Here is a 26,445-nt window from a genome sequence, read left to right on the forward strand (position 1 = left end):
TTTACCTCAATTAATGAGTCCTGAGCCTAGAGAAAAGGCCCCCAAAAGGACATGCGAAGAATTATCATTATCATGGCTCGAAAACCAGAATAATCGCGCGAAATTAAGAATAAGTGGCAAAATCACCCTTAAAATGCGGCATCATTCAATCAACACGAAAAACAGAATTCCCACAAAGTGCGGATAAATTGACATTTCTGGAATGGCTTTAGCTTCAGAAGCCTGCCACGCGACCAGAGTCGCCTATTTGGAAACCATCATTGGCAGGGGCACCAACATCCCCTGCGTGCCACTTGTGCAAGAAAATCTTGAAATACGGGCTATCTTGACCGTAGCGTACAGGCTCGCGCTTTGGGACAGGGACCTGAAGCCTCACCACGACAAACCCGTAAAAACTGCGACACCGTAATGAAAAAAATAACGCCGCCTGCCCGCCTTGCCAGCGCCTTTGAAAAGGCCGGTTTGACCGATATTGATGTATTGGAATTTCCCGCCGGAACCCGTTCAGCCGCCGATGCCGCCGCCGCTGTGGGCTGCGATATCAGCGATATTGGCAAATCACTGGTTTTTCAGGCTAAAAACAGCCAGGAACCGATCCTGATTATTATGAATGGTGCCGACCGCGTATGTGAAAAGAAGGTCGAAGCCCTGATTGGCGAACCAATTGGCAAGGCCGATGCCGCCCAGGTCCGCGCCCATACCGGCTATGCCATTGGCGGCGTGCCCCCCTTTGGTCATGCCAATGCCCTGCGCACCCTGATTGATGAAAAACTGCTGGCAAAACCGGCCATCTGGCTGGCAGCAGGCACGCCCAGCAGCGTGTTCAAACTCACCCCGGACCAGCTTTCCCACATTACCGGCATTTCCGCCGGCCATGATGTCAGGCTTGACAGCAAATAGGCCAACCTCGTGCCGTCACATGTGCCTCTCTCGGGCCCAAGGCTTTACATCAGCCCGTCCTTGCGGGTGGCGGCACGCGCGCCGATTTCATCAAGGGTTTCCTGCTCCTTGCGCTCTTCCTCGGCCCGCAAGGCGGCAACCCGGTTGCGTTCGGAGATTTCGGCGGTTTTCATGTCCTTGAAGGCTTGGGCAACCTCGTCACGAAAGGCATCGATTTTGTCTTCCTGCGCCTTGATCTGCTGGTCCAGTGCCGCACGTTCCGCAATAATGGCATTGGCAAAGTTGCCATAGGCAAACCCGGCGGTTTGCGGGTTTTCCGTTGCCACCTTTTGTTCGGCCTTAAGCGCACGTTCCAGTTCCTGGCGCTGCTCTTTCAAATGCTCCGCCACGCGCAGCATTTCGCCCAGTTCGCGTTGTTTTTCATCCAGCGCCCATTTGCGCACACGCACCAGGGCCTTAAAATCCTTGGCCATCTATCTTTCGGCCTTTCTCCTTGTGGCACGCATCGTGCCTAAACCCGTTATCGCCCCGATTATCGCCCTGGTTATCACCCCACGGACCAACAGCCCGCCCCGGAAAATCAGCCCCTTATCCGCCCAATGCCCGCTTGGCGGCATTAAGGTCGGTCTGATGCGGGCGCGACTGGCTGTTGATCGATGCTCCGGCAGGATGACCGGCCCCGCCATGATGTGCACCATCGTCACCCGCCGGGGCCATATCCAGCCTGCGGGCCAAATCGGCATATCCATCGGCCAGGCGGGTGCATTCATTTTTGCGCTGGCTTAAAAATTCCTCGATCAGGGGAAAATAATGGATCGCTTCATCCACCTTCGGGTCCGTGCCCCGACGATAGGCCCCCAGGCGGATCAGTTCGGCCATGTCATCATAGGTTGCCAGCAATTGCCGGGCACGCCGCACAATCTGGTTTTCATAATCGCTGTTGCAGCCCGGCATGGTCCGGGAAACACTGCGCAAAATATTGATCGCCGGATACCGCCCCTGTTCGGCAATCGAACGGTCCAGCACCACATGCCCGTCCAGAATACCGCGCACCGCATCCGAAATTGGTTCGTTATGGTCATCGCCATCGACCAGCACGGTAAACAGCCCGGTGATCGACCCCTGGCCTGGCCCGCCCGGCCCGGCCCGCTCCAGCAAACGGGGCAGTTCGGCAAAAACGGTGGGGGTATAGCCCTTGGATGCCGGGGGTTCGCCCACCGACAGGCTGATTTCGCGCTGCGCCATGGCAAACCGGGTGACGGAATCCATCATGCACAGCACATCGCGGCCCCGGTCACGGAAAAATTCCGAAACCGCCATCGTCATATAGGCCGCCTGGCGGCGCATCAGCGGGGGTTCGTCCGATGTTGCCACCACCACGACGGAACGACGCAAGCCCTCTTCGCCCAGATCATCCTCGATAAATTCGCGCGCTTCACGGCCACGTTCGCCAATCAGCCCGACAACGGACACATCCGATGTGGTATGGCGCGTCATCATCGACAGGATACTGGATTTACCCACGCCGGACCCGGCAAAAATACCCATACGCTGGCCGCGGCAACAGGTCAGAAACGTGTTCATCGCCCGCACCCCCAAATCAAGCTTGCCCGAAACCCGCTGGCGGGTATGGGCCGAGGGCGGGGTACGCCGAATGGGATAGGGCGCATTGCCCTGCGGTAACGGGCCTTTGCCATCTACCGGCTCGCCAAAGGCATTGACGACACGCCCCAGCCAGCCCTCATCGGGGTAGATTTGCGGCTGGGTATCGGCCAGTTCCACCTCGCAGCCAATACCAATGCCATCAAGCGCGCCAAACGGCATTAACAGGGCGCGTTCGCTGCGAAACCCCACCACTTCACAAATAACCGCTTCGCCATCGCGCCTGACCACCTTGCAGCGATCGCCGATCGACAGAGCCCCTTCAACACCGCCAATTTCAACCAGCAGGCCCAAAACCGCTGTTACCCGGCCAACAACCCAGTAATCGGGAACACGGCGAAGGTCGGCGACGATGTTTTTGCCAATCTGAAACATGGGAGCCTTTTATCGTAAGTCGTCTTGAGGATGCAGGGCGTTTTAAAACGCGACGCGGGGTGGAAAATGCCGCGTGCTGATCCTAATATAAGGGGAGATACGATGTTTTACAAAGCCAGTAAGCCAACACAGCCGTATTGCCGCCAAAGTTTTAACCTAGGCAAGGCAGCCTAACACCCTGTTAAATCTTTGTTTGGTCATGACGGGAACACTATGACGGTAAAAAAGTTAACAAATAACGACTCGTGTGCTTGCCACGAGTCGCAAAGCAACGTATCGTTAACGAAACGGGAAAAATCCCACGACACGGCTGCTGTTGGGGCATAGCCGGGACAGTCCGGATAAAAACCAGATTTATTGCGGAATATGGTAACGGAGCGGAGCGGAAAATGCGGGTGCTGCTTGTAGAAGACGACGACGCCATGTCGGACAGCATAGAGCTTATGCTGAAATCCGAAGGCATGGTTGTGGATACCACCGACCTGGGCGAAGACGGCCTGGAGATCGGCAAATTATATGATTACGACATTATTTTACTCGACCTGATGTTGCCCGATATTGACGGCTACGAGGTTTTGCGCCGCCTGCGTGATGCGCGGGTGGAAACGCCGGTTCTGATCCTCTCGGGGTTGACCGAAACCGAAGACAAGGTCAAAGGCCTTGGTTTTGGCGCGGATGACTATCTGACCAAGCCGTTTGACAAAACGGAGCTTCTGGCCCGCATCCAGGCGATTGTGCGCCGGTCCAAGGGACATGCCCAGTCCGTCATTGCCACGGGCAAGCTGCATGTCAATCTCGATGCCCGCACGGTCGATGTCGCCGGGTCGCCGCTGCATCTGACGGGCAAGGAATATGGCATTCTGGAATTGCTGTCGCTGCGCAAGGGCACGACCCTGACCAAGGAAATGTTCCTCAACCACCTTTATGGTGGCATGGATGAACCGGAACTGAAGATCATTGACGTCTTCGTTTGCAAATTGCGCAAGAAAATCCAGTCTGCAACCGACGGCGACAATTATATTCATACTGTTTGGGGGCGCGGCTATGTCCTGCGCGACCCGGACAGCAACAGCGCACATGCAGCCGCCTGAAACCGGGCTCAGATAACACGGTCCCGCTGCTGCCATTGCTGTATCGTTTTGCAAAACACCCCGTAACCGGGCCGGTTACGGGGTGTTTTTATGCCAGTAACGCGCTGAAAACCATCATGAGACACACATAAAGCGCCCGGTTTGTCCGCCGGGCGCTTTATGATTGGGGTGGTTTGCCCCCTTTTAAGCATTTTGGCCTTCATCAGGCGCATTTTGCGTTAATCGTCAGTCCTTTTTATCATCTGGCTTGCGCGGATAGGTCCGACCAAAACTTGATGATGACGGCGTAGCTGGCCGTGTGGACGAATAGCTGCTGCCGGTACTGCCCGTACTGCTGCTGCCATAGCGCGACGTGCCCGGGCTGGCGGCACCGGTGGTTGACGGGCGGCTGTAAGTACTGCCCGTTCCGCCTGTGGTGCTGCCGGTCCCAAAGCTGCTGCGCGGCGTCGTTGGTGTCGTACTGGCCGGACGGGCCGTTGTTCCGGTGGCCCCGGCAGATGATGCCGGTGTGCTGCCTGCGCCCGTTTGCATCGCCTTGGGCTTGGGAAAGGCAAATCCTCCCGCTCCGGCCCCGGCTGCGGCGGCACTGCCCCCTGCCTGAACCTTTTCGAGTTCGGACACATCAACATCCGGTGCACCGGGACGGTTCAACTGGTAAATACCACGCTGACGCGGGAGCGGTTTGAATTTGTCCGAAATCCCCAGCACCGTTTCCGCCCCGCCCAGAAACAGAAAACCGTCATCAGGCATTTGTGCCGCAATACGCGACAGCACATCGGTTTTGGTGGGCTGGTCAAAATAAATCAGCACGTTGCGGCAATAAACCACGTCAAACTGGCCCAGCGGCTTGAGGTCCTCCAGCAGGTTATATTCGCGATACTGCACCTTGGAGCGCAAATCCGCCGAGATCTGCCACATATCATCGGCCTTCTGGAAATGCTTGACCAGAAGCGCAATCGGCAGGCCGCGCTGAACTTCAAACTGCGAATACAACCCGGCACGTGCCTTGTTAAGAATTTCGCGCGAAATGTCGGTTCCGATAATTTCGATCCGCCATCCCGCAAGCTGACTGGCAAAATCCTGCAGGATCATCGCCAGGGAATAGGGCTCCTGCCCCGAAGAGGCCGCTGCACACCAGATACGCAAATGGCGCTTGCTTGCCCGCGCCTTGATCATGTGGGGCAAGACCACATGGCGAAACTGATCAAAGGGTTTGGTATCGCGAAAGAAGAAAGATTCGTTAGTGGTCATGGCTTCGACCACATCTTCGATCAGCGTGCGGTCCATACCGCGCAATGCCCCGATCAACTCGCCAAGGTCCTTAAGGCCACGCTTGCGCGCAATCGGCATGAGCCGGCTTTCGAGCAAATAGAACTTATCCTGCGTCAGGACAAGGCCCGAGCGGGATTTGATCAATTTGCTGACGAAATCAAAGTCTTCCGGCTTCAACATCTTGTGTTAACGACCTCCGGCAAATTTTTTCACGTAAGGGGCAATGCCCCCTATCGGCAGTATCGCACTACAAATTCCCGCATGGGCGGCCGCACCGGGCATCCCCCACACCACGCTGGTGGCTTCATCCTGGGCCACAACCATGCCGCCAGCGGCCACAACATTGCGCCCGCCCAGCATACCATCCTGGCCCATGCCGGTCAGAATGATTGTCAACATATTACCGCCGTAACTTTCCACCAGACTGCGCAACATCGGGTCCACCGACGGGCGGCAGAAATTTTCCGGCGGGTTCTGGTTCAGGGCGATTTTGCGGTTATTCCCCCGCCCCTCGACCACCATATGGAAATCCCCCGGTGCCAAATAAACGCGCCCTGGTTGCACAGGTTCCCCATTTACCCCTTCGCCGCATTTCAGGCCGGTCAACCGGGTGATATGCTCTGCCAGAATGGTGGTAAAGGTCGCGGGCATATGCTGGGTAATAAAAATGGGCTGACGCACGCCGACCAGACCACGCAAAACTTCAAACAGCGCCTGTGGCCCGCCCGTTGAACTGCCAATGGCAATCGCTTCGACGTTAACATGTTTTTCCGGTTGCAGTGTCACCTGCCCCTGGGACCGCCCGCGACGGGCCGGTGCCGGGGCGTTTCCGGCAACAACCGCCCGCTTTGCCCGTTCCTCTCTGGGGCGGGCCGGTTGTGGCTCTGCCCGGTGTGCCGGAACCTCGCGATTTGGTGACGCGGGCCGGGCCCTGGTTTCCTCGGCACGGCGTGCCCCCGATGTGCCCGCACCAGAACGCGCCGTTTCGGGTTTGGCCCCGCCATGCGGTTTCCCGGCAGGGAACGGCGTCGCAACACTGCCCGGCAGGGCATCGGCGATCCCCGCCTTTTTTGCCGCAACAGCCGCCTCCTCGATCAAACGGCCCGGATCGCGCAACCGCGCGATACCGGGTTTGTCCATACCGCCTTCGCGCGCGGGCGCAGGGTCGGCGGGCATGGGGCGCATTTGCGGGCGCATGCTCTGTTGCTGCATCGGATGCTGCATGGGGCGGGGGCGCAACTCTGCGGTAAAACGCTTGCGCTGAATGCGTCCCGGTTTTTGCAAAACCTGATGTTCAATCGACATTTCGGCGCGAAACGGTTTCGCACCATCGGGCTCGCCACCATCAGAAGGCGAATCGCTACGGTCTCCCTCTGATGCCACAACAGCATCGCCGCTGGTATCCTCAGCGGAAATATCCCCCGTGACAGCCCCCTTGTCCCCGGCCGGTTCTTTCCCGGCAGGATCAGGTACGCTGGCATCAACCGGTGCGGTCTCTTCGTCGAATTCGTCAATTTCGTCAAAGTCGCCTGCCTGTTCCAGCATCTTGCGACGCTGTTCAGACCACGCCTTGACCTTGTCAACCAGTTCGCTCCGGAAGCCGGAACCAACATTGATGTCCTTGGCCGAGGACGGTTTGGGAATATAATCGACCGCGCCCAGCGTCATGGCCTTAAAACTGATATCGGCATTGCGCTTGGTCAGGGTGGAGGCCATGATCACACGGACGGTGGGATCAATTTCCAGAATTTTCGGCAATGCCGTCAATCCATCCATGACCGGCATTTCAATGTCGAGAACAACCGCTTCAACGCCCCCATCGCGCATTACCGCAAGGGCGTCTTCTCCGTTCGCGACAGAACCGACAACCTCGATATCGGAATCATCCTGCAACATACGCGCAACAAGCCCGCGCACGATTGCCGAATCATCCACAATCAGGACTTTGTAAGGTGGATCGATGTGGTTTTGTTCCACAGGTACGATATTCCCGCTTGGTCAAAAGGCCGCAACACCCGTAACAACGTCACGGCCACAAGGATCAGATCAGGCCAACCTGTTCAAATTTGGCCTGGATGATCTCGCTATCAAAGGGCTTCATGATATATTCGTTCGCCCCGGCGGTAATGGCTTCCTGAATATGCTCCAGGTCGTTTTCCGTGGTGCAGAACACAACAACGGGTTCATCCCCTCCCGGTGCCGCGCGCAGTTCGCGAAGAAATTCGATGCCGCTTTTTATCGGCATGTTCCAATCCAGCAGCACCGCGTCAGGCATATCCGACAGGCACTTCTCCAGTGCTTCCATACCGTCTTCGGCTTCGACAACCGCGAATCCCAATTCCTCGAGGATACGGCGTGCCACCATTCTGATGACTTTTGAATCATCGACGACGAGACAACTCTTCATCGACTTCCTTCTCGCAATTTCACGTGTTAAGCCACGACCGGCAATATCCGGGCGCCGGGCGCGCCCGGACCATCGTTAACAGACGGGCATCAGCCCACCTGCTTTACAGACCCGGCAAAATCAAGCAGCCGGGTCACATCAAGAATAACCAGCAGGTTCTTTTCCAAACGGAAAATTCCGTCCGAAAATTCCCGCCAGCGCGGATCAAGTGTCGCCGGATTACGCTCAAAGGCGTTCTGCGGAACACTCAGAACCTCGCCAACCTGGTCAACCATCAGGCTGTAAAGCTCGCCACCCTGGTCAACCACGATGCTCATTCCGGGATCATCGCCTTCCTTGTTGCGCAGGCCAAGGCGCTTGCGCACATCAATGGCGGTAACGATACGTCCCCGCAGGTTCAGCGAACCTGCCACTTCGGGCGGTGCCAGCGGAATACGCGTGATTCGCTGCGGACCAAGAACGTCCTGTACGGTCAAAACCGGGATGCCAAACATCTGCTTGCCGATTGTCGCCGTGACGAAATCCTTGGTTGATCCCCCCAGGTCAAGGGCGGTATTGCGCTCGGAACTGGGGACAAGTGCGTTTTTGTCACTCATGATACTTTACCTTCGACTTAGACAGCAGCCAGCGTCTGGATCAGGGTCGAGACCAGGGCATCGCGGTCAAATTTGGCGACATAGTCACTAAACCCGACCCGGCGTCCACGCTCGAAATCCTCTTCGCTGGTATGAGACGACAGGGCGATAATCGGAACTTCACCCCAGCTCTCGTCATTTTGCAGGCTTTCGGCAAATTCAAAACCGTTCATGCCCGGCATCTCGATGTCGCTGATAATGGCATCGAAAATCGCACCATTGTTTTTCAGCTCCAGCGCCTGTTCGGCACTTTCAACCGACGTCACCTTGAAACCCGAAACCGAGAGCATCGGCGTCAGCAAATTACGGAAGAACGGGCTGTCATCAACAAGAAGAACCTTCTTCTTTTCGGTTCTGCCTTCTTCCTTGCCAAACCAGTCGCTAAAGGCCAGTTCAAGGTAATAGCCGGCATCGATCAAATCGGTTGCCTTGCCGTCAATCACGGCCGAGCCCACCAGACCATCCCGATCGGCTGTCAATTCGACATTGAGAACATCGTCAACAATATCAACGATTTCATCAACAACCAGCCCCATCGTCCGTTCACGATCCTGGAACACCAGGGTCGGCTGGCGGCCTTCGCTCTTCATCTGATAGGCACCGTCAATAAAGACCAGCGGCATCAGCTTGCCACGATACTGCACCAGCGGACGGCCATTTGAATATTCGATGCTTTCGACATCGATTTCTTCAAGACGGGCGACCAGGGCCAGCGGCACGGCACGGATTTCATTGCCCCCGGCACGGAACACCAGCATCGAGGTGGTTTCGCGATCCGAGCTTTCCGATTTGGCCTTGGATTCAACACCCTGCTGACCGCCAACCGTGATTTCGCCAGTCCGGGTGGCAATGCCGTTGGGATCGAGAATCATGATCACGCTGCCATCGCCCAGGATGGTATTGCCCGAGAACAGCGACAGATCGCGCAGGATCGGTGCCACCGGCTTGACCACGATTTCCTCGGTATCAAAGACGCGGTCCACGATAATGCCAAAGCTGTAGGTCCCGACCTGGGCCACCACGATGAAGGCTTCTTCATCCACCTCGGCATCGGCCGCCGTGTCATCAAGCCCGAGAATGCGCTTGAGGGTCACAAGTGGTAGCAGGCGGTTACGTAAACGCAGGACCGGGGTATCGTGAATGCGTTCGATCGAATGTTCGGAATTGCTCGAGGCACGAACAAGTTCCAGAACGCTGATCTGCGGGATGGCAAACCGTTCGCCGCCGCTTTCAACGATCAGGGCGGAAACAATGGCCAGGGTCAGCGGAATTTTAATGATGAAAGTCGACCCGCGACCTTCAACCGATTTCAGCTCCACCGTGCCACCGATTTTTTCGATATTGGTGCGCACAACGTCCATGCCCACACCACGACCGGAAACCGATGTCACCTTTTCGGCTGTCGAGAAGCCCGGCTTGAAGATGAACTGGTGGATCTGCTGATCCGACATGTTTTCCAGTTCGCCTTCGGTCACAAGACCATTGGTCAGGGCCTTGGCCTTGATCCGTTCAACATTGAGGCCACGGCCATCATCGGAAATTTCGATGATGATGTGACCGCCTTCATGATAGGCGTTCAGCGTGACCGTACCGGTTTCGGGCTTGCCCGCATCGCGACGGCCCTGAATGTCTTCCAGGCCGTGGTCGGCAGAGTTCCGCACCATATGGGTCAGCGGGTCCTTGATCAGTTCAAGAACCTGACGGTCCAGTTCGGTATCCGCACCGATCATTTGCAGATCGATCTTTTTGCCCATTTCAAGGGCAAGGTCGCGCACGATACGCGGCAGTTTTGCCCAGGCATTGCCAATCGGCTGCATACGGGTCTTCATCACCCCTTCCTGAAGGTCGGTGGTGATATGCGACAGACGCTGCAACGGAACGGTAAATTCGCTGTCATCCTTGCCGCGCACCATCTGCAACAACTGGTTACGCGTCAGCACCAGTTCGGAAACCAGTGTCATCAGGTTTTCAAGCAGTTCGACATTCACACGAATGGTCTGGGCCGCAACCGTGCTTTCCTTGGTTTCGTTACGCGGATGCGCATCACCCTTTGCCCCGCCATCATGCGCAGAGGATGCAGCAGCGGCAACAGCCTGGGATTTCGGCGCCGAGGGCGGTGTTGCCGCAGCGGCGGGGGCGGCGGGTTCCGGCTCGGGTTCGGGCTCTGGTTCCGGTTCCGGGGCGGCGGATGCAACAGGCGCCGGCTCGGGTTCCGGTGCGCGGGCCTGGGCCTTGGGCGCACTGCCAGCACCTGCAGGAAGCGTCCCGGTATCGGCAAAATGGTTCAGACGGGCAATCAGATCGGCATCATTGCCATCCGGTTCGGCTTCATTGGTTTCAAGCTCGCCGAGCAGATATTTGATGGTGTCGATTGATTCAAGCACCAGTGTGACCGCATCGGGCGTCACAACCAGTTCCCCGTCCCGGATTTTGCCCAGAACGTTTTCACCGGCATGGGCAACTGCTTCAAGACGCGGCAACCCCAAAAAGCCGCATGTCCCCTTGATGGTGTGAACCAGACGGAAGATATTCGACAGAATATCAGGATCATTCGGGTTCTGTTCAAGCTTCACCAGCTCGACATCGAGCGTCGAAAGACTTTCCGAAGTTTCGGTCAGAAATTCACTTAAAAGATCGTCCATATATCCCCTCCACAATGCCGGCAATCAGACCATCACCGGACCCGGGACGTCAACCGCATCAAATCTACCCAATCATCTCAAATTCCCGTTTCACACGAGAGTTACCATGTAGGTAGAGCCTAGCATAAGGATTTACTATACTGGCACGTCAATTTTTTTAAACATAGATCAAAGTAACAGAACTTTCTTCGCCCACCACCTGTAGCTGTCGGCCTAGTCTTTCGGCTAGGTTTCGGGCAAAAAAGCCCTGAATGTTACGCGGATCAAGGTCTTGCGGGTCAACCGGGCCCGAAAGCACATTTTCAATTTCCGGCCTGATCGCCGCGCGTTTGCCCCGCGCGGTGACATTTATTTTCGCCCCGGAGTCGCAACTTACCGCAATTTCGCCACCAAATGGCAGGGCCTCGCGTGCCATCATGACCATATTGAGCACAACCCTTGCGGTGGCGGCATCCATATCAATGTTTCCGTCCCAGGCCAGCGTCACCTTGCCATCGGCCTCGTAGGCCTGCATCACGGTCTTGCGCATGGTGGCGGCATCCACGCTGTTGCCCGCCCGGCCATAGGCCAGACGAAAAAGCTGCAAACGGCGCTGTGCCTCCTGCCCGCTTCGGCGCATCAATGCCAGGGCTTCGTCATCGCTGCCCCCGGCCTCGTCCATCAATTCAGCACCCGCATTGACCGCACCAACCGGCCCGACCAGATCATGACAAATTCGCGAGCTGATAAGTTCTATCAGGATAAGCTCCAGTTGCCTGTCCTGCTGCATGCACTGTGCTCCAGATCTTGGCGGTGCGCCTTCCCCAAAAAGCCGCATCCCACATGAAAACAAAGCCGTTCCCGGCATTTCATACCGGAATCGAAGCCCTAATGTGCAAAACAGGTATTAAAACCTTATTTAAATATCAGGCCAAAAAACACATGCCTCCTGTGCCAAAACCATCATGCCCCGTTTTTCCTTCTTTGTCACAACTGGTTTGCAATGATAGATTTATGCAAACAGATGACACAAAACCGGCCCCGCCTGTTGCGCGTAGCGTTGTTTTTTAAAACATCAGAACAACAGGCCCCAACCGGTCCACTTGGTTGAGAACGCAATTTTATGGATTTTCTACTGACACCTGGCACCATTGTGCGACATCCCGGCCAGCCCGACTGGGGCCTGGGCCGTATCCAGGCCGTTAACGGCGACAGCCTTGCCGTCAATTTCGAGGAGGCCGGCCGCCAGATCATTCGCACGCGCCACGTTGCCCTTGAGATTGTCGAACCGGCAATGGGGTACGAATAACCCCGGCCGGACATCGGCAAACCAAAACAGGATCGCGCACGGATACCCCGTCGGGGTGTTGGCCACGGCAAGACAAAGGCACACAAACGCAGGGTGATGTGATGCCAGGCAGATACCGGCCAGCGCAACGACAAACTGCGTTCAGATGACCCCGAACAACTGCGGACAGAATAATGACAAAAATCGAAACGCTTCCTGAAACCGACAGCTTTAAACAGCGCCATCATGATGCTGCCTGGGCCGTACTGGAACGTTTTGCCAGCGGACTGGCCGACAAGGCCCGCCATCAGGGCAATGCGATCAGCGCCGAAGAGATTGAAAAATCCCTGGCAATCCTCCGCGGGCAACCCCGGCTGTTCGACGATGCCTGGACTGCCGTAAAAGCCGAAATTTCCGCTGCCAATACCCGGCGCAATCCCTCCATCCGCAATGACCCGTTTGGCCGCCTTCTGGTCAGCCGTTTTGCCCACCTTCTGGCCGGACGCGAGGCGGGCGACCTGGAACATGGTGCTTTGTCACGCGACATGTTACAGCCGTTTTTTCACGCCATTCGCATGATGGTCGGGGCCGATACCATCGAGCAGATCGACAGCGAAATCCGCAGCATCGTCGAAACCCATGCCGATGAAGATGATGATATGCGCGATGCCACCGATTACTGGGACCATCTTGCGGAAAATCCGCTGGTTTCCAAACAGATCACGATGGTTTTCGTGCGCATGGCCATGCACTTTGCCGATTATGAAAAACGCAAAAAATGGTTCATCCAACTGGTCAATGACAATATGCACCGTAACGGGACCCAGTGGGAATTTACCGAGAACCATTTCATCAAACTGGTTCATGCGCTGTTTCGCGATGTGCGCGCCATTCTTGCCAGCCCGGAGCGTTCCGCTCTGCTGGCCGCCGAAATTGACCATGACAAGGTCAGTGTGCTGCGTACCGTGATGGCCAATATCGACCGCGATATCGCCGCCCTGCATAATCGCGAGGCTGCAACCTGGCAGGACTAAAAGCGCGTCCTGCCCGGCAGTCATTGTCAAAAAATATGGCAGCGGACCTTGCCCGTTGCCGCTTCTTTACACTATCTGTTTGCAGAAGTGCTAAAGGACACCGCGAAATTCAAAATGTCAGGCAGGAAACCGTGCAAAAGCCGCTGATCGACAAATATGGCCGTCATGTCTCGTATTTACGGGTTTCCGTAACCGACCGCTGTGATTTTCGCTGCACCTACTGCATGGCGGAAAACATGACCTTTCTGCCCAAATCGCAAATCCTGACACTTGAAGAGCTTGATCAGCTTTGCAGCGCCTTTATTGCACGGGGCGTGCGCAAATTGCGTCTGACCGGCGGGGAACCGCTGGTGCGCCGTGGCATCATGGATTTGATCCATGATCTGTCGCGCCATCTGAAATCCGGCACGCTGGATGAACTGACCCTGACCACCAATGGCAGCCAGCTTGCCACCTATGCCGATGATCTGGCCCGCGCCGGGGTCAAACGCCTCAATATCTCGCTTGATACCCTGGACCATCAGAAATTTGCCGACATCACCCGGCGCGGCCGCCTGGAACAGGTGCTGACCGGCCTTCAGGCCGCCAAGGAAGCGGGCATTGGCATTAAAATCAATGCCGTTGCCCTGCGCGGACAGAATGAAGACGAATTTTCACGGATGCTGGCCTGGTGCGGGCAGGAAGGGTTTGACCTGTGCCTGATCGAAACCATGCCGCTGGGCGATATTGATGGCGACCGCACCGACCATTACCTGCCGCTTACCGTGGTGCGCGAACGCCTGGAAAAAGACTGGACACTGATCCCCAGCAACCATGTCACGCCTGGCCCGGCACGTTATGTTTCGGTGGCCGAAACCGGCGGGCGGCTGGGTTTTATCACCCCGCTAACCCATAATTTCTGCGAGGGTTGCAACCGGGTGCGCATTACCTGCACCGGCACGCTTTATATGTGCCTGGGCCAGGAAGACCATATCGATTTGCGCGAAATCCTGCGCGAAAACGACCCGGCCTTGCTTGATGCCGCGCTTGATCGCGCCATGCTGCTCAAACCCAAGGGCCACGATTTCATTATCGACCGCAAGGGGCAAAAACCCGCCGTGTCCCGGCATATGAGCATGACGGGCGGTTAACGCGCCTTTTGAAAAAACACATATGTAAAATTCACATTCCAAAGGCGGACCAAAACCCACATGGCCCGCCTTTTTCATGGAATTCCGCGTGCAACCATTAAAGCGATTTGTCTTTAACGGTGAAAAATCACCGGAAACCAGTCCTCGCGCAGTTTTTGCCCTGCCTGCATAGCATGCCCTGGGAAAGGCGGCGATGTGCGTCCGGGACGTTCGACATAGCGGGCATCATCCCCCACCAGCCGTAATGAAAAAGCCCGGCGTCGGTTTTGCGTCAGATTACCGCGTGCACCATGCAGAATGCGAAAATCAAAGGCAACCGCATCGCCCGGCGCCATATGCCATTCGCGAATATCCATGCCCTCGGCATCGGGGTCGGGCACCGGCATATAGGCGGTTTCGTCAGGGTAAAAGCTTTCTTCCGATAACCAGCGTGTCGGCAACACCGCACGCGGCCATTTATGCGACCCGGCGACACAACGCAATGTCGCCTCGCGCACCGGGTCCAGCGGCGACCAGAAGCTTACCGTCTGCGTCCCCTCGACAAAATAATAGGGACTGTCCTGATGCCAGGGTGTGGGTTTGGAGGTTCCCGGTTCCTTGACCAGCACATGATCATGAAAAAGCTGCACTTGTTGCGCCCCCATCAAATCGGCGGCCACTTCGGCGACGGGGGAATGGCGAATAACCTGTTTAAATTCGCCAATACGCTGCCAGTTGCAGTAATCATCAAAAAAGCGTCCTGCCTCACCCTCCTTAAGGTTTTCGGCTGCGTAAGGGCCAGGGTCACGCATATTGGCCTCGATACCTGCAGCCAGTTGCGGCAAATAATCAGCAAACAGGCCGCGCACCAAAACTACGCCGTCGCGCTGATAGGTTTCAATATCGGCAGGTGTCAAAAGCGGGTGAACCATGTCTAAACTCCGTAAACGGAAACGCATAAGACACAAAGGCAGGCCATGCTATTCTCAAAAATCACACGATCTGCGGTATGTCTTTGGCTGTTCTTTCAGCCCGGTAAACGGAAGGCGTTGTCCCTGTAATCTTTTTAAATGCCAGATTGAACGTCGATTTTGAATTAAACCCAACACTCATCGCAATATCGAGCACCTGACGATCCGGCTCCGCCAGCAATAAACGTTTGGCATGAACAACCCGCTCAGAATTCACAAAGTCAAAAAAGCTCTTTTCGATATATCGATTAAGCACATAGGAAAGCTGATTGGGTGTGACTCCGACAAATCGGGCCAGTTTAGGCATCGACAGCAAGGGATCAAAGATCACGTCTTCCCGGGCAATAATCCGGTTTAGCCGCCGACAAATACGTTGTGCTTCGTCGACCTCGACCAGATGGCGGGAAAGTGCCCCGTTTTCATGAACAACACCCGCAACAGATGGGCTATCTTTGCCTGACGCATGATCTTTGCCAGAAAGGCCCGCCTCGACAAAAAGCGCGGGATTGGCTGCAATAACATGGCTGATACGAAAAAAGACCAAAGCAAAACCGCAATGCGCCAAAATAATCAGCCATTCGCTTCTTAACACAAAGATATCAAACAGGTTAATCGCTATATAAATTGCAAAGATAACGCTTGTTTCAACAAGAAACTCGGTCGTCCAGTTGCGCAATACCGCCCCGTCAAGACCAAACTGCTGATGAACCTGCCGATGATAAACCAGACATGTTCGCCATATCGCAATCATATAGGCAATAAATTGCCCGCAATACACGGCAATCATCACCAGCATCAACGCCGTTATTGAAACTGGGGCCTTCCAGTTCAAACCAAGCCCCTGGTCTGTCAGCAGCAGGCGATTTACATCTGTATTGCCATGAATGGTCCAGACAATGACTGACGTGCAGATGGCGACAAACACTGCCATGACAAAATGCCTGGCAGGTTGCGGCACAGGACGACCGGAAATTTCGCGAAAATACAAAAAAATTGCCGGAATGGCGGCAAAAATAAAGGGCGAGAAGAAAGGGGCAAGATACAAACGCATCAATGGAGACAAGAAAACGTCGAGAATCTTATCAACAAAAATAACACAAACGATCGCGGTGAAAACCATCAACCAGCGATTAGCCCGAAAGGCACGTTTACCTTCCTGAAGCAGCAATAATATCAGAAAAAACGCCTGACCGATCCCGACAACAGCGATAATCAGCAGGACAACGGCTTTCGGCTCAAGCATGTCTCAAGTCTACCAGAAATCGCACGGGTCCAAAAAACTGGAGGTTTCAGGGACATATAAAACCAATCAAGTAACAACTATCGCTGTTTCATGCCCGCAAATCAATTCCGAACAAATTTCTCATCCATCCGCGCAACAACGATCGCGCAAACTGGGCTCGCACCACAAGAGCAACCTAAGGCTGACTACCAACAATACCAACCAACATTTTCAGAATGTTGGCACCACATAAATGCTCTTTTGGAACCGCCAGCAAATGCGCCGGGCAGGTGGGGCAATCGGAACTGCCAAATCCGGCGATGGGGGCCGTCAGGTCAAATTCATCACACAATATGGTTCTTAACTGGCATTCATCGCCGCCAATAACGGCAAGGGCTGCTGTTACCTGCCCCGCGGGCCGGGTGGTTAAGGCATCGACATGCCAGTGTTGTTTTTTATCGGCCGCACAATGGCGTTTGACCCGTGCGGCAATACCCCCCGGCCCCCGCGCACTGCCGCAATAAAGATATGTGCCGGGCGTCACAATCTTGCCCGCAAACTGTCGTTGCGACAGGGAAACCGGACGATAAAGACGAATTGCCAGAATATAGGCCCCGGCTGCCTTGGGCAGCAGCCGGAGGGTTTGATCGGAAATATCGCTTAACAGCAGCGTCAACAGCCGCCCCTGTCTATAACAACAGATCAATCGACAGGCCCGGCCCGCGCTGGCCCGATGCCAGAACCGGTTCACAATCCTTGTTGATCCGCGCGGCAATGCGCTGGCGATAACCGGTAAAATGTTTGGATGCCACCACATCGACCGCATGGTCCAGATGCACCTCGATCCGGTACACACCGGCAACCGGCGTGCCCGTCAGGCCCAGGATTTTGCCGGTTACGGCATGGCCAAGATAGGAGCCGGCAAAACGTTTGCCAATGCCCAGATCGGCGACATCCATGCTGGCGGCATTGCGCCGCGTCATGGCAAGGGCGGTGTTCCAGTCGCGAAAGCCACAGCTTTGCGCCATCAGTTCCAGGCTGCCCGCGTGGGAAACACGGACATCACGATTGGCAAGGGCCGCGCGCAGACGCTTTGCCCGGGCTTTCAGGGTATCGGCATTCTCGCTGGTAAAGTTTTTCGGTGCCCCGGTTGCCGGGGCATCGGGGTTTTGATCCATCGGATTATCAAGTCGCATCATCGTCTCCATCAAGGAGGCCGGGTGTTCGCATTGCCGGTCCGACACGGAACCGAAAGATTTTATGTTGCGGCATTCACCCTCCCTTGCGGGTGCGAACGGCTGGCTGCCACAAAGCCAATGTTGGCAATACCCCAATGTGACGCGGCACGCAACGCCAAACCCGCACAATCCGGAATGCCAAACCGCGATCCGGCCAATATGATGTCCCTTGATTGACAGTCCCAATGGCGCAACATATACCAGAATGAAGAATGCGTTTTTAACAGATCCGCCCACCCGCACGGGCCCGAGGCTCTGTTTTACAAAGGATAAGACACATGGCGATGGCAGCACACGAAATTGAATCCATGATCAAGGAAGCCCTTCCCGATGCCCAGGTCCGAATCGAGGATCTGCGCGGGGATGGCGATCATTATGCCGCGCTGGTTGTCTCCGAGGCTTTCCGCGGCAAAACCCGCGTCATCCAGCATCAGATGGTTTATTCCGCCCTGAAGGGCAAAATGGGCGACGAATTGCACGCCCTCGCCCTGCAAACCTCGGTTCCCGAATAAACCACCCCGACGCCGACTTTCGGTCTGTTTGAGAAATCCCGTGCCGTGCGCGCCGTTTTTTTAACCGGGGCGCACAGGTTTTCCGGGGCCAGATGGCGCCCCTTTGCTGACTCTGGTTCATTTTATGTCACAATCCCACAAACCGGCCCTGATCGGCATCGGCCCCCTAGCCGGGCTCGGCGCATTTTGTTTCTGGGGTATTTCCGGGGCCTATTTTCATGCCGTCGGCTTTGCCGGGGCGATGGAAATTCTCAGTCATCGTATTGTATGGTCTGTCGTGCTGACCCTGGTGCTGATTTTTGCCCTCGGGCGCAAGGCATCGCTGCTGCAATTGCTGGGGTCGGCCCGGACAATCGGGGTTTTGTGCATGACCGGCCTGCTGATTGCCGGTAACTGGCTGATCTATATCTGGTCGGTCAATCATGGTCATGCCATCGAGGCCAGCCTGGGCTATTATATCATGCCGCTGATCATGCTGGTGCTGGGGCGTATTTTCCTTAAGGAAACGCTTAATCGGGTTCAGGTTCTATCGGTGATCATCGTCTCGCTCGGGGTGTTGAACCTGCTGGCATTTTTTGGCACCGTGCCCTGGATCGCACTGGGCCTGGCGTTTTTGTTCGGCTTTTATGGTCTGTTGCGCAAAATGGTCCCGGCAGACCCGATTGCCGGCCTGTTTGTCGAATGCCTGGCGTTACTGCCAATTGCCCTGATTTATCTGGGCTGGCTTGAAAGCCGGGATGAACTGGTTTTTCTGCAAACCAGCACCGCCAACCAGGCCATGCTGATTGGCCTTGGGGCGATGACGACCATTCCGCTGGTGCTGTTTGCCTTTGCCGCGCGCAACATGAAATTTGGCGCACTGGGCCTGATGCAATATATCAACCCGACCCTTCAGCTTTGTGTTGCCGTGCTGCTGTTTGGCGAACCCTTTACGCAGGCCCACCTGATCACCTATATTTTTGTCTGGTGCGGACTTGCCCTTTTTACCTGGGATAATTTGCGCACAAGCCGTGCCGCACGCGCCAACAGTTGACAGAAACGCGCCAGAGGGCCATATCTTCGGCCAGCCTTATTCATATACCTGCGGTCGCACGCCGAACCGCGCTTATTACAGTCAAGGATACCCGTTATGTCCGAAAATCCGGTTTTTGACCGCATCCAGAAAGATATCGACGACAACGACGTCGTTCTGTTCATGAAAGGGACCGCCATGTTCCCGCAATGCGGTTTCTCGGCCGCTGTGGTTCAGGTTCTGGCCGAACTGGGCGTTCCGTTCAAAGACGTCAATGTGCTGGTTGACCCGGCCATTCGTCAGGGCATCAAGGACTTTTCCAACTGGCCGACCATTCCGCAGCTTTACGTCAAGGGCGAGTTCGTGGGCGGTTGTGACATCGTTCGGGAAATGTTTGCTTCGGGCGAACTTTCGCAGCATATGCGCGACAAGGGTGTGGCTGCTGCCGCCTGATTATTCGCCACCGAATGACTTGAAAACACGTCAGGGATGCCTCTGGCGTGTTTTTTATGCCAAAATGCCGGACTTTGTTACGGCCCCTGCCGGGCATAATGACCTTTCCCGCCGTGTTCCGGCACGGGAAACACCACGTCATAAATCCAGTTAAAGACAAACGCGTAAACGAGATAAAAGGCCGAAAACGACACATCCATCGTAAAGGCATGCCAAAGGCTGACATCCAGATACCAGGCGATAAAGGGCATTAACACGGTTAACAAACCGGCCTCAAACGTGATGGCGTGAAACACGCGCAAGACCACTGATTTGCCGGTATGCCCCTGAAGGCGGCGCAGGATGTGATCAAACCCCAGATTGAACAGATAATTCCACACTGTGGCGATCGTGGCACTGACCAGGGCGACAACACCCACCTCGCTCATGCCAAAGTCAAACACCCATCCGCCCAGGGGAATGACAATCAGCAAACCGATAATTTCAAAGGAAAGGGCGTGGCGGATACGGTCCTGTGTCGTGCGCATAGCGACCTCGTCATGATGCCGGGTCGTCCCGAACGATATGTCCCGAAACGGGCGAGGTCGTCCTCGTTTGCGGCCATCCTGCCTGAATATCGGGTATCTGGCAACTGGCCTTCGTACAAAAAACGCCCGCTAAAACCAGCGGGCGTTTCTGTCCGAATTCGGCGTAATCTGCGGGGCAGATTAACGCGAATAGAATTCGATAACCAGGTTCGGCTGCATCTGAACCGGGTACGGGATTTCCGAGAATTTCGGGACGCGAACGAAGGTGCCTTTGAAAGCCTTCGCGTCAACGTCGAGATATTCGGGAATATCGCGTTCTGCCAGGGTGGCAGCTTCCATCACCATCGGAATTTCGCGCGAAGCCGGTTTGACTTCAACAACGTCGCCTTCTTTCACCAGGTAAGAAGGAATGGTGACCTTCTTGCCGTTGACCAGGATGTGGCCGTGGTTGACGAACTGGCGCGACGCAAAAACGGTCGGGACGAATTTCATGCGGTAAACAACGGCGTCCAAACGGGTTTCCAGAATACCAACCAGGGTTTCCGAGGTATCGCCCGGGCGACGCGATGCTTCTTTGTAGTAACGCAGGAACTGCTTTTCGGAAATGTTGCCATAGTAGCCCTTGAGCTGCTGTTTGGCGAAAAGCTGGGTACCATAATCGGTCGGTTTTTTACGGCGGGTTGCGCCGTGCATGCCCGGTGCATATTCGCGCTTGTTCAGCGGCGATTTGGAACGGCCCCAAAGGTTCACACCAAGGCGGCGGTCAATTTTATGCTTGGCAGCAATACGTTTCGACATTCTAAAACTCGCTTTTTTAAAGTGCTTTGTTGTCCCGATAGTTTCTGCATCAACACAATACAGAACGGGGCCGCAGACTTTTGCCACGACCCGCTTTCTCGGAAGTGAGGCGCAATATAGAGATCATTGCCCGAGAGTCAAACGAAAAGGCACCTGTGCGCCCCACAGGTGCCCACAGATGCCTTGCGTTACATGCCTGGCGGGTTTTTCACCATCATAACGGGACAGTTTTATTTATCACCCCGGATTTCCCGCAAAAATCCGTCAACCTGTTCGCGCAGGCTGGCGGCCTGCCCGGTCAAATCGCGCGATGCCTCGGCCACTTCGCTGGCGGCATCGCCAACCATGCCGGTCGATGTGGTGACATCGCCAATGGTCGCTGTCACCTGCGAGGTGCCGTGCGCTGCCTGGCTGACATTGCGCGAAATTTCCTCGGTCGCCGCCCCCTGCTGTTCAACGGCGGCCGAAATCGTTGCAGCAATCTCGCTGATGCGGCGAATGGTCTCGCTGATACCGCCAATCGCGCCCACCGCCTCGCGCGTGGCCCCCTGAATGCCGCCAATCTGGCCCGAAATCTCGTCGGTTGCCCGCGCAGTCTGGCTGGCAAGGCTTTTAACCTCGTTGGCCACCACGGCAAAGCCCTTGCCGGCATCCCCGGCGCGGGCCGCCTCGATGGTCGCATTCAGGGCCAACAGATTGGTCTGGGCGGCAATCTCCTGGATCAGTGTAACCACATCGCCGATTTTTTCCGAGGCATCGGCAAGGCCGCTGACAAGTTCGGTTGTGCGGGTGGCCTCGTCAACGGCGGTGCTGGCGATTTGGTTCGACTGGGAAACCTGGGTCGATATTTCACGAATGGAGGCGGAAAGTTCCTCTGTGGCGGAGGCCACCGTCTGCACATTGCCCGATGCCTCCTCTGCCGCTTCATTAACAGCGGCAGCCTGGCTGCGGGTATCGACTGCGATCTGGTTCATGCGGCCCGACGCATGGGAAAGTTTCTCTGCCGCGCCGCCAACCGACTGGGCCACCGCCCCGACAGAGCGTTCAAACGTATCGGCCAGTTCATTGAGATGGGCACGACGGCGCTGTTCTGCTTCCCGGTCGGCGCGCTGTTTTTCCTCCTCGGCGGCACGCACACGCATGGCATTTTCCCGAAACACTTCAACGGCCCGTGCCATGTCGCCAAATTCGTTTTCACGGTCGGTAAAGGGAATATCAATATCGGTACGGTTCCCGGCCAGCAGGCTCATGCTTTCGGTCATGCGCTGAACCGGCCGCCCCAATGCACCGCCCAGCCACAAGGCAACAAATGCCACCACAATCACGGATAACAGACCGACAATCAGGGCGGCGGTTAACTGGTTATTGGCCTCCGCCAACACCGCATTCATCGGGTTGACAATCCCAATTGACCAGTTGGTGCCGGTTCGCCCAATCGAGATCGGCGAGAAAACCGTGAAAAATTCATCGCCGGCCGCCCCCAGGGAAAGTTCCTGCTGAAACACATTTCCCCGTTTTACCTGTCGCAATGCGGCATCCAGCGTTGGATAAATATCAAGAATATTCTTTCCCACCAGCGCAGTGTCGCTATGGGCCACGATATATCCCTTTTCCGAGATCAAAGTGGCAATGCCACCTGCGGGCAGGTCAATCTGCTGAATGATGTTTTCCAGGGTTTTCAGGGCTACATCAGCCGTGACCGCGCCAATCACCTTGCTGCCGGGGGCATCCTGATAGACCGGTGCTGAAATCGTCGTCATCAGCACATCAACGCCATTTACCGGATAAATATAAGGCTCGACAATGGCTTCACGGCGTTCATCGCGCGGGACCAGCCACCAGTCCCCGTCACCTGGCGTATCAAACCCGACCAGCGGTGTGACTTCGATCTTGCCTGTCGTATCGCGAAAAAAATAGGGCGCAAACCGCCCGTCCGCATCACTGCCGGCACGGTTGGCATTACTGGCATCGGCATTGTCAAAGGCGTTTGGCGCCCACAAGGTGCCCATTGCCAGAATTGAGGGATGTTGCTGCAAATTTTCGGTCATAATGGCCGCTGCAATATCGCGGTCCGGCTTGCCCGAAAGCACCAGGCCCTTAAGCGCCCCGGCAGTGCTGCGTGCAACTTCGGCGGCGGTATTCATATCCTCGGAAACAAGGCTGGCAAAACGCGCGGCCTGTTCAAAGGCATTCTCGACGGAAATTTTACGTATGGTTTGAAAAGACTGGACTTGCGTTACCCCCAGCACCGCCGCAATCGCGGTTAACGACAGACCAACCATTGCGATAAGAAGCTGCGTTTTCACCGACAAATTCAAAAAGCTTTTCATCCCCACCCCCTGAAAAGGCCTTTGCGACACCATCCCTGAATGCTGTCCTGATCACATCGAGTTTAATGCAACCAGGAAGACTTTAAAGTTAAACAAAATATAACCTTTGCATCAATGCGTCTGGGCCACCCGCAGCCGCGAACAAAAACACCCGGCACAGGGCCGGGTGTTAGAAACACGGTATCAGAATGCGGGTCACGTACGGGGTTTGTGTTTCCCGCCACGCAATGCCACCAGCATCCCGCGAATGGTTTGCACTTCCTGATGGGTGATGCCAACCCGATTAAAAATATTGCGGATATTGCGCATCATGGCCGGGCGTTTTTCGGCCACCCGAAAGAACCCGGATTCATCAAGCTCTTCTTCCATATGAACAAACATGCGTTCCACCTCATCACGGGTGGCGGGGAAAGAATCATTGAGCATCATCTGATAATCGGGCACCTCAACCCCGGCCTGCCACCATTCATAGCCAATCAGCAACACCGCCTGTGCCAGGTTAAGCGAGGTAAAACCGGGATTAAGCGGCACCGTCACCACCGCATCGGCCATCGCAACATGTTCGTTGCGCACACCTGTTCGTTCGGGGCCAAACATCACGCCCACTTTTTCGTTACGGGCAATATTGGCCCGCATTTCCGGGCCAAGGCCGCGCGGGGTGAAAACCGGTTTTACCGCATCGCGGGTGCGTGCTGTCGTCACGTAAATGCGGTTCAAATCGGCCAGCGCGTCTTCTTCACGCTCGAAAATGCGGGTATTTTCAATAACAATATCGGCACCCGAGGCATTGGCGACCGCCTTTTCATTGGGCCAGCCATCCCGCGGGCGCACCAGACGCAATTCCACCAGACCACAATTGAGCATGGCGCGCGCCGCCTTGCCAATATTATCACCAAGCTGCGGTTCGATCAGAATGATCACCGGCGGATTTTCCACACCACCTGTTCTCGATACATCCACCTTGCCGGGGCTGCCGCTCATGTCCGGGATTCTCCAGTTGCGCACAAAATTAAGTACGCTTCTTTAGCAAATCCTTCCCAGGGAAACCAGTGGCTGTCGGGCGAATTATCCCGCCGGTATCCGACCACATCTCATGATCACAAGCTGTTTGATCTTTTGCACGGCATTACAAACAGAAAACCAGCAGACCATCATCCGCTGGCTTCTCAAAAATCATCTATCTGCTGTCATAATACGCCGATATTTCCCGGCACCCTTAGGAATGCTGGCTGCGAATCCCGGCCTTGAACAGTTTATAGCTTATGGAATCACGCAGGGCGTTATAGGACGCCTCGATAATGTTGGTTGAAACACCCACGGTTGACCAGCTATTGCCTTCGGCATCACGGCTTTCGATCATCACGCGGGTGACAGCACGGGTGCCATCGCCACGGGTTATGATGCGCACCTTGTAATCTATCAGTTCGATCGGAGCGATGACCTCGCGATATTCCGGCACGGTCAGCAACACTTTGCGAAGCGCCGCATCCAGGGCGTTGACCGGCCCGTTGCCTTCGGCCACCGACATGAACTGTTCATCGCCCACCACGACCTTCACGGTCGCTTCGGACATGGTGATAACCTGTTCATCCTGTTCATCAACCCAGCGGCGTTCGTCGATCACGCGAAAAGACGTCACCCGGAAATAGCGTTCCAGTTCACCCATTGCCTTGCGGGCCAAAAGCTCAAAGCTGGCTTCAGCCCCGTCATAGGCATAACCATCGAACTCGCGCTGTTTGACCAGTTCCACCAGTTTGCCCACCGCCTCGGATTTCGGGTCCACCTCCACCCCGATTTCACGGAAACGGGCGAGAATATTGGACCGCCCGGCCTGGTCAGAGACCAGAATCTGGCGCTGATTCCCGACCTTTTCGGGTTCAATATGCTCATAACAGGTCGGGTTTTTCTCGACCGCCGACACATGCAGGCCGCCTTTATGGGCAAAGGCGGAATCCCCGACATAGGCGGACTGACGGAGCGGTTCACGATTTAGCCGTTCATCCAGAATATGCGAGATCCGGCGCAACTGGGTCAGTTGATGTGCACTGATGCCCACGTCATATCCCATTTTCAGCATCAAAGTCGGGATAATGGAAATCAGGTTGGCGTTACCACACCGTTCCCCCAAACCATTCAGCGTGCCCTGAATTTGCCGCGCCCCGGCGCGCACCGCCGCCAACGAATTTGCCACCGCATTTTCGGTATCGTTATGGCAGTGAATACCCACATTGCCGCCGGGAATGCGCGAACACACATCGGTGACAATATCAAAAATCTCGTCTGGCAGGGTGCCGCCATTGGTATCGCACAACACCACCCAGCGCGCCCCGGCATCATAGGCCGCCTGAATGGCCGACAGGGCATAATCCCGGTTGGCCTTGTAACCATCAAAGAAATGCTCGGCATCAAACAGCACTTCTTCGCTATGCTGTTTTACATGGGCGACCGATTCCGAAATCATCGCCAGGTTTTCATCAAGTTCGATGCCCAGCGCTTCTGTCACCTGGAAATCCCAGCTTTTCCCCACCATGCACACCACCGGCGCATTCTGGATCAGCGTGGTCAGGCCCGGATCATTTGATGCCGACCGTCCGGCGCGCCGGGTCATACCAAAGGCAGTCAGGCGGGAATTTTTCAGTTTGGGCGGATTGGCAAAAAACGCATCATCGGTCGGGTTTGCCCCGGGCCAGCCGCCTTCAATATAGTCAATCGACAGCTCGTCCAGTGCCTTGGCAATCGCGGTTTTGTCCGCGGCTGAAAAATCAACGCCCTGGGTCTGTTGCCCATCGCGCAAGGTACTGTCATAGAGATAGACGCGCTTGTCAGACATACTGGTTCCAAATCTGCATAGAATGCGGCGCACAAAACGCCAGTCAAAACGGGAATAGCCCGACAGCCACTGCCGGGACGGTCTGGCAAATTGCCGCAAAACGGCGCGACACGCAACCTCGTTGCCATCTATCCGAAAAAAACGGCAAAAACCGCCTT

Annotated in this window: 24 protein-coding genes and 1 pseudogene; 8 read left to right on the forward strand and 17 right to left on the reverse strand. The window is 55.7% G+C overall.

Annotated elements, in window-relative coordinates; genetic code table 11:
• Nucleotides 1–408: 408 nt before the first annotated feature.
• Complete coding sequence (locus TH25_RS20560; protein WP_114090159.1) at nucleotides 409–900, forward strand: YbaK/EbsC family protein; 492 nt, start codon at nucleotides 409–411, stop codon at nucleotides 898–900.
• 44 nt (nucleotides 901–944) lie between these two features.
• On the opposite strand, the gene TH25_RS20565 is transcribed toward TH25_RS20560, so the two are convergent.
• The gene (locus TH25_RS20565) at nucleotides 945–1,373 is read right to left on the reverse strand and encodes a DUF1818 family protein (RefSeq protein WP_114090160.1); all 429 of its coding nucleotides are present in this window, start codon (nucleotides 1,371–1,373) and stop codon (nucleotides 945–947) included.
• Nucleotides 1,374–1,488: 115 nt separating this feature from the next.
• Nucleotides 1,489–2,937 (reverse strand): flagellar protein export ATPase FliI, encoded by a 1,449-nt coding sequence (gene fliI / locus TH25_RS20570; RefSeq protein ID WP_258549246.1) that lies wholly within the window; start codon nucleotides 2,935–2,937, stop codon nucleotides 1,489–1,491.
• Between the two features lie 389 nt (nucleotides 2,938–3,326).
• Here fliI and ctrA point away from each other — a divergent pair, with 389 nt between their 5' ends.
• The gene (ctrA, locus tag TH25_RS20575) at nucleotides 3,327–4,028 is read left to right on the forward strand and encodes a response regulator transcription factor CtrA (protein ID WP_073953535.1); all 702 of its coding nucleotides are present in this window, start codon (nucleotides 3,327–3,329) and stop codon (nucleotides 4,026–4,028) included.
• 639 nt (nucleotides 4,029–4,667) lie between these two features.
• Here the strand turns inward: ctrA and TH25_RS20585 are convergent.
• The 6 genes and pseudogenes from TH25_RS20585 to TH25_RS20610 all read right to left on the reverse strand — a co-directional run.
• Nucleotides 4,668–5,477 (reverse strand): annotated as a pseudogene (locus TH25_RS20585) (CheR family methyltransferase); the annotation flags it as partial.
• A 9-nt stretch (nucleotides 5,478–5,486) separates the two neighbouring features.
• Nucleotides 5,487–7,277, reverse strand: a complete 1,791-nt coding sequence (locus TH25_RS25655) for a chemotaxis protein CheB (protein WP_114090162.1) — start codon at nucleotides 7,275–7,277, stop codon at nucleotides 5,487–5,489.
• A 64-nt stretch (nucleotides 7,278–7,341) separates the two neighbouring features.
• Complete coding sequence (locus TH25_RS20595; protein ID WP_114090163.1) at nucleotides 7,342–7,707, reverse strand: response regulator; 366 nt, start codon at nucleotides 7,705–7,707, stop codon at nucleotides 7,342–7,344.
• 89 nt (nucleotides 7,708–7,796) lie between these two features.
• A complete protein-coding gene (locus tag TH25_RS20600) occupies nucleotides 7,797–8,303 on the reverse strand; it encodes a chemotaxis protein CheW (RefSeq protein ID WP_114090164.1) in 507 nt (168 codons plus the stop codon).
• Between the two features lie 17 nt (nucleotides 8,304–8,320).
• Nucleotides 8,321–10,984 (reverse strand): hybrid sensor histidine kinase/response regulator, encoded by a 2,664-nt coding sequence (locus TH25_RS20605; protein WP_114090165.1) that lies wholly within the window; start codon nucleotides 10,982–10,984, stop codon nucleotides 8,321–8,323.
• A 157-nt stretch (nucleotides 10,985–11,141) separates the two neighbouring features.
• Nucleotides 11,142–11,753: a histidine phosphotransferase family protein gene (locus TH25_RS20610; protein WP_114090166.1), complete on the reverse strand. Its 612-nt coding sequence runs from the start codon at nucleotides 11,751–11,753 to the stop codon at nucleotides 11,142–11,144.
• 333 nt (nucleotides 11,754–12,086) lie between these two features.
• On the opposite strand from TH25_RS20610, the gene TH25_RS20620 reads away from it, so the two are divergent.
• From TH25_RS20620 to moaA, 3 genes are all read left to right on the forward strand, one after another.
• Nucleotides 12,087–12,272 (forward strand): DUF3553 domain-containing protein, encoded by a 186-nt coding sequence (locus TH25_RS20620; protein WP_114090168.1) that lies wholly within the window; start codon nucleotides 12,087–12,089, stop codon nucleotides 12,270–12,272.
• Nucleotides 12,273–12,445: 173 nt separating this feature from the next.
• The gene (locus TH25_RS20625) at nucleotides 12,446–13,285 is read left to right on the forward strand and encodes a hypothetical protein (RefSeq protein WP_114090169.1); all 840 of its coding nucleotides are present in this window, start codon (nucleotides 12,446–12,448) and stop codon (nucleotides 13,283–13,285) included.
• Between the two features lie 131 nt (nucleotides 13,286–13,416).
• A complete protein-coding gene (gene moaA / locus TH25_RS20630) occupies nucleotides 13,417–14,415 on the forward strand; it encodes a GTP 3',8-cyclase MoaA (protein ID WP_258549247.1) in 999 nt (332 codons plus the stop codon).
• Nucleotides 14,416–14,528: 113 nt separating this feature from the next.
• Here the strand turns inward: moaA and TH25_RS20635 are convergent, their stop codons facing one another.
• From TH25_RS20635 to TH25_RS20650, 4 genes are all read right to left on the reverse strand, one after another.
• Nucleotides 14,529–15,326: a phytanoyl-CoA dioxygenase family protein gene (locus TH25_RS20635; RefSeq protein WP_114090171.1), complete on the reverse strand. Its 798-nt coding sequence runs from the start codon at nucleotides 15,324–15,326 to the stop codon at nucleotides 14,529–14,531.
• A gap of 61 nt (nucleotides 15,327–15,387) precedes the next feature.
• Complete coding sequence (locus TH25_RS20640) at nucleotides 15,388–16,608, reverse strand: AraC family transcriptional regulator (protein WP_114090172.1); 1,221 nt, start codon at nucleotides 16,606–16,608, stop codon at nucleotides 15,388–15,390.
• A 175-nt stretch (nucleotides 16,609–16,783) separates the two neighbouring features.
• Nucleotides 16,784–17,263, reverse strand: coding sequence for a GIY-YIG nuclease family protein (locus TH25_RS20645; protein WP_258549248.1), 480 nt, complete (start codon nucleotides 17,261–17,263; stop codon nucleotides 16,784–16,786).
• A gap of 13 nt (nucleotides 17,264–17,276) precedes the next feature.
• On the reverse strand, nucleotides 17,277–17,786 hold the full coding sequence (locus tag TH25_RS20650; protein ID WP_181847737.1) for a glyoxalase superfamily protein: 510 nt from the start codon (nucleotides 17,784–17,786) through the stop codon (nucleotides 17,277–17,279).
• 317 nt (nucleotides 17,787–18,103) lie between these two features.
• Between TH25_RS20650 and TH25_RS20655 the strand changes: the two genes are divergently transcribed.
• From TH25_RS20655 to grxD, 3 genes are all read left to right on the forward strand, one after another.
• A complete protein-coding gene (locus TH25_RS20655) occupies nucleotides 18,104–18,337 on the forward strand; it encodes a BolA family protein (RefSeq protein ID WP_073953523.1) in 234 nt (77 codons plus the stop codon).
• 124 nt (nucleotides 18,338–18,461) lie between these two features.
• A complete protein-coding gene (gene rarD, locus TH25_RS20660) occupies nucleotides 18,462–19,370 on the forward strand; it encodes an EamA family transporter RarD (RefSeq protein WP_114090173.1) in 909 nt (302 codons plus the stop codon).
• Between the two features lie 96 nt (nucleotides 19,371–19,466).
• Nucleotides 19,467–19,802, forward strand: coding sequence for a Grx4 family monothiol glutaredoxin (gene grxD / locus TH25_RS20665; RefSeq protein ID WP_073953521.1), 336 nt, complete (start codon nucleotides 19,467–19,469; stop codon nucleotides 19,800–19,802).
• 77 nt (nucleotides 19,803–19,879) lie between these two features.
• On the opposite strand, the gene TH25_RS20670 is transcribed toward grxD, so the two are convergent.
• From TH25_RS20670 to cimA, 5 genes are all read right to left on the reverse strand, one after another.
• Complete coding sequence (locus TH25_RS20670; RefSeq protein WP_114090174.1) at nucleotides 19,880–20,329, reverse strand: PACE efflux transporter; 450 nt, start codon at nucleotides 20,327–20,329, stop codon at nucleotides 19,880–19,882.
• A 180-nt stretch (nucleotides 20,330–20,509) separates the two neighbouring features.
• On the reverse strand, nucleotides 20,510–21,127 hold the full coding sequence (rpsD, locus tag TH25_RS20675) for a 30S ribosomal protein S4 (protein ID WP_114090175.1): 618 nt from the start codon (nucleotides 21,125–21,127) through the stop codon (nucleotides 20,510–20,512).
• Between the two features lie 230 nt (nucleotides 21,128–21,357).
• Nucleotides 21,358–23,457 (reverse strand): methyl-accepting chemotaxis protein, encoded by a 2,100-nt coding sequence (locus TH25_RS20680; RefSeq protein WP_181847739.1) that lies wholly within the window; start codon nucleotides 23,455–23,457, stop codon nucleotides 21,358–21,360.
• A gap of 195 nt (nucleotides 23,458–23,652) precedes the next feature.
• Nucleotides 23,653–24,438, reverse strand: coding sequence for an RNA methyltransferase (locus TH25_RS20685; protein ID WP_114090177.1), 786 nt, complete (start codon nucleotides 24,436–24,438; stop codon nucleotides 23,653–23,655).
• A 235-nt stretch (nucleotides 24,439–24,673) separates the two neighbouring features.
• Nucleotides 24,674–26,287 (reverse strand): citramalate synthase, encoded by a 1,614-nt coding sequence (cimA, locus tag TH25_RS20690; RefSeq protein ID WP_114090178.1) that lies wholly within the window; start codon nucleotides 26,285–26,287, stop codon nucleotides 24,674–24,676.
• Nucleotides 26,288–26,445 lie beyond the last annotated feature (158 nt).

This window comes from Thalassospira profundimaris, assembly GCF_003326755.1.
Classification (GTDB): domain Bacteria; phylum Pseudomonadota; class Alphaproteobacteria; order Rhodospirillales; family Thalassospiraceae; genus Thalassospira; species Thalassospira profundimaris_B.